This window comes from Streptomyces sp. NPDC014656 (assembly GCF_043084305.1).
Taxonomy (GTDB): domain Bacteria; phylum Actinomycetota; class Actinomycetes; order Streptomycetales; family Streptomycetaceae; genus Streptomyces.
Window position 1 is genome coordinate 1 of sequence record NZ_JBIBZN010000041.1, and the last position, 3,773, is coordinate 3,773.

Below are 3,773 nucleotides of genomic sequence, written 5' to 3' on the forward strand. Positions count from 1 at the left end.
CGGTTGATGCCGTCGATCAGGGAGTGACGGCAGCCGTACTTGTTGTCGAACTTCGACTTCGTCACGGCGTCGTTCACGTTGATCGCCGGGAAGAGGAGCTGCCCTTCGCGGTGCATCTCGTAGAGGCGGTGGACGCCCGTCGTCGTCTCCTCCGTGACGCCCCGGATCGAGGCGGCGAGCGCCGGCCAGTCCAGCGGGCTGTTCTCCAGCAGGGCGCGGACGACGGCCAGTTCCTCGTTCTCCGCCTCCGGCAGCACGCCGGTCTTCCGGTATTCCACACCCTTGTGGACGAGGAGCGTGGCGTCACCGCCGTCGTCCAGGATCATGTTCGGGCCCTCGCCGCCGGGCCAGGTGAGGGCCTGCTCGGTGCACCACCAGTACTCCTCCAGGGTCTCGCCCTTCCAGGCGAAGACCGGGATGCCGGCGGCGGCGATCGCGGCGGCGGCGTGGTCCTGGGTGGAGTAGATGTTGCAGGACACCCAGCGGACCTCGGCGCCGAGGGCGACCAGCGTCTCGATGAGGACGGCCGTCTGGACCGTCATGTGGAGGGAGCCGGTGATGCGGGCGCCGGCGAGCGGCCGCGCCTCGGCGTACTCGCGGCGGATCGCCATCAGGCCGGGCATCTCGTGCTCGGCGAGGGTGATCTCCTTGCGGCCGAAACCGGCCAGGGACGGGTCCGCGACCTTGAAGTCGGTGAACGGGGCGGCGGTGACATCAGACATGGGCTGCGACTCTCCTGGCGCTGAGGACGGCCCGGTGGATCTCCAGGGCCGCCGTCGACTTGTTGAGGGTGATGTAATGCAGGCCCGGGGCGCCCTCGTCGAGGAGGCGCAGGCCCATGCCCGTCGCGTGCTCGACGCCGATGCGGTGGGCGCGTGCCGGGTCGTCCTTCGCGGCCTCCAGGCGGTGCGCCAGTTCCTCGGGGAAGGCGGCGTCGGAGAGCTCGGCGAAGCGGCGGATCTGGCGGACGTCGGTGGCGGGCATGATCTCCGGGATGATCGGGACGTCGCAGCCTGCGGCGGCGACCCGGTCGCGCAGCCGCAGGTAGTCCTCGGGGTCGAAGAACATCTGCGTGAGGGCGTAGTCGGCGCCGGCCCGGCACTTGGCGACGAAGTGCGCGAGGTCGCTCTCCGGGTCGGACGAGCGCGGGTGGCCCTCGGGGAAGGCGGCCACCCCGATCCGGAAGTCGCCCAGGGACCGCACCAGTTCGACGAGTTCGTACGCGTACCGGTAGCCGTCCGGGTGCGGGGTCCAGGGGCCGCGCGGGTCGCCGGGAGGGTCGCCGCGCAGCACGAGCACGTCCTTCACGCCCGCGTCGGCGTAGGCGCCGATGATCGCCCGCAGTTCGGCGACGGAGTGGCCGACGGCGGTGAGGTGGGCGACCGGCCGGAGGGTGGTCTCGGTGACGATCCGCTGGGTCACCCCGACGGTCCGGTCCCGGGAGGAGCCGCCGGCGCCGTAGGTGACCGAGACGAAGTCCGGTCTCAGCGCCTCCACGCGGCGGATCGCGTCCCACAGCGCCCGTTCGCCCCGGTCGGTCTTCGGCGGGAAGAACTCGAAGGAGTACGTGGGTGTCACCTGCGGCCTCCCGCGTTGAAGTAGCCCGCCTCCGGGTGGTGGACGACGATCGCGTCGGTGGACTGCTCGGGGTGGAGCTGGAACTCCTCGGAGAGGTGCACCCCGATCCGTTCCGGCCGGAGCAGTTCGGCGATCTTGGCGCGGTCCTCCAGGTCGGGGCAGGCGGGGTAGCCCAGCGAGTAGCGGCAGCCCCGGTACTCGGTGCGGAGCATGCCGGCCAGGCCGTCCGGGTCCGCTCCGGCGATGCCCCACTCGGCGCGGACGCGCGCGTGCCAGTACTCGGCCAGCGCCTCGGCCAGCTGCACGGACAGGCCGTGGAGTTCGAGGTAGTCGCGGTAGGCGTCGGCGGCGAAGAGGCGGGCGGTCTCCTCGCCGATCCGGGAGCCGACGGTGACGACCTGGAGGGCGACGGTGTCGACCTCCCCCGAGTCCTCGGCGCGGTGGAAGTCGGCGAGGCAGAGGCGGCGGCCCCGCCGCTGGCGGGGGAAGGTGAAGCGGGTCCGCTCGCCTCCGTCCTCGTCGAGGACGATCAGGTCGTCGCCCTTGGACACGCACGGGAACCAGCCGTACACCACGGCCGCCTCCGCCAGGCCCTCGCGCTCGACCCGGTCCAGCAGGGCGCGCAGCCGGGGCCGGCCCTCCGTCCCGGCGGTCGCGGGGTCCTTGAGCCCCCACTGGCCCTTGAGGAGCGCCGCCTCGTCCAGCCAGGGGGCGTACTCGGCCAGCGGGATGCCGGTGACGACCCGCGTGCCCAGGAAGGGGGGCTCGGGCACGGGGTGGTCGGTGGCGACGTCGGAGCGGCCGCCGGGCTCGGGCTCCCGCACCTGGAGCGGCACCTCCCGCTTCGGCACCCGCCGCTGCTTGAGCGGGGGCAGTACGGCTCCGGGGACGCCCCGCTTCACGGCCATCAGCGCGTCCATGAGGCGCAGGCCCTCGAAGGCGTCCCGGGCGTAGCGGACCTCGCCCCGGTAGATCCCGTGGAGGTCCTGCTCGACGTAGGCCCTGGTCAGGGCGGCGCCGCCGAGGATCACCGGGTACTTGGCGGCGAGGTCGCGCTGGTTCAGCTCCTCCAGGTTCTCCTTCATGATCACCGTGGACTTCACCAGGAGGCCGGACATGCCGATGACGTCGGCCCGGTGTTCCTCGGTGGCCTCCAGGATCGCGGAGACGGGCTGCTTGATGCCGATGTTGACGACGTCGTAGCCGTTGTTGGAGAGGATGATGTCGACGAGGTTCTTGCCGATGTCGTGGACGTCGCCGCGGACGGTGGCGAGCACGATCGTGCCCTTGCCGTCGGCGTCGGACCTCTCCATGTGCGGTTCGAGGTGGGCGACCGCGGTCTTCATGACCTCGGCGGACTGGAGCACGAACGGCAGCTGCATCTTTCCCGAGCCGAAGAGCTCGCCGACCGTCTTCATGCCGTCGAGCAGCACGTCGTTGACGATCTCCAGGGCCGGCCGCCCGGCGAGGGCCTCGTCGAGGTCGGCCTCCAGGCCGTTCTTCTCGCCGTCGACGATCCGGCGCCTGAGGCGCTCCTCCAGCGGCAGCGCGGCCAGCTCCTCGGCCTTGCCGGCCTTGAGGGACTGGGCGGTGGCGCCCTCGAACAGCTCCAGGAGCCGCTGGAGCGGGTCGTAGCCGTCCCGCCGCCGGTCGTGGATGAGGTCGAGCGCCACCTCGACCTGTTCGGGGGCGATCCGGGCGATCGGGAGGATCTTCGAGGCGTGGACGATGGCCGAGTCCAGGCCGGCCTTCACGCACTCGTCCAGGAAGACCGAGTTGAGGACGAGCCGGGCGGCCGGATTGAGGCCGAAGGAGATGTTCGACAGGCCCAGGGTCGTCTGGACGTCCGGGTGGCGGCGCTTGAGCTCGCGGATCGCCTCGATCGTGGCGACGCCGTCCTTGCGGGACTCCTCCTGACCGGTGCAGAGGGTGAAGGTCAGGGTGTCGATGAGGATGTCCGACTCGCGGATGCCCCAGTTGCCGGTGAGGTCCTCGATCAGGCGCTCCGCGATCGCGACCTTCTTCTCCGCCGTCCGGGCCTGGCCCTCCTCGTCGATGGTCAGCGCCATCAGCGCGGCGCCGTGCTCCCGCGCCAGCGCCGTGACCTTGGCGAAGCGGGACTCGGGGCCGTCGCCGTCCTCGTAGTTGACCGAGTTGATGACCGCGCGTCCGCCGAGCTTCTCCAGGCCCGCCCG

General features: G+C 71.6%; 3 protein-coding genes. All 3 read right to left on the reverse strand.

Annotation, left to right across the window (positions count from 1 at the left end; genetic code table 11):
* Positions 1–722: adenosylhomocysteinase (locus tag ACF1ED_RS37215; protein ID WP_391767799.1), on the reverse strand; the 722-nt coding region annotated here is incomplete at its 3' end.
* A complete protein-coding gene (gene metF, locus ACF1ED_RS37220; protein ID WP_391767800.1) occupies positions 715–1,578 on the reverse strand; it encodes a methylenetetrahydrofolate reductase [NAD(P)H] in 864 nt (287 codons plus the stop codon). The genes metF and ACF1ED_RS37215, both read right to left, overlap by 8 nt.
* A partial coding sequence (locus ACF1ED_RS37225) for a vitamin B12 dependent-methionine synthase activation domain-containing protein (protein WP_391767801.1) occupies positions 1,575–3,773 on the reverse strand: 2,199 nt, incomplete at its 5' end. The genes metF and ACF1ED_RS37225, both read right to left, overlap by 4 nt.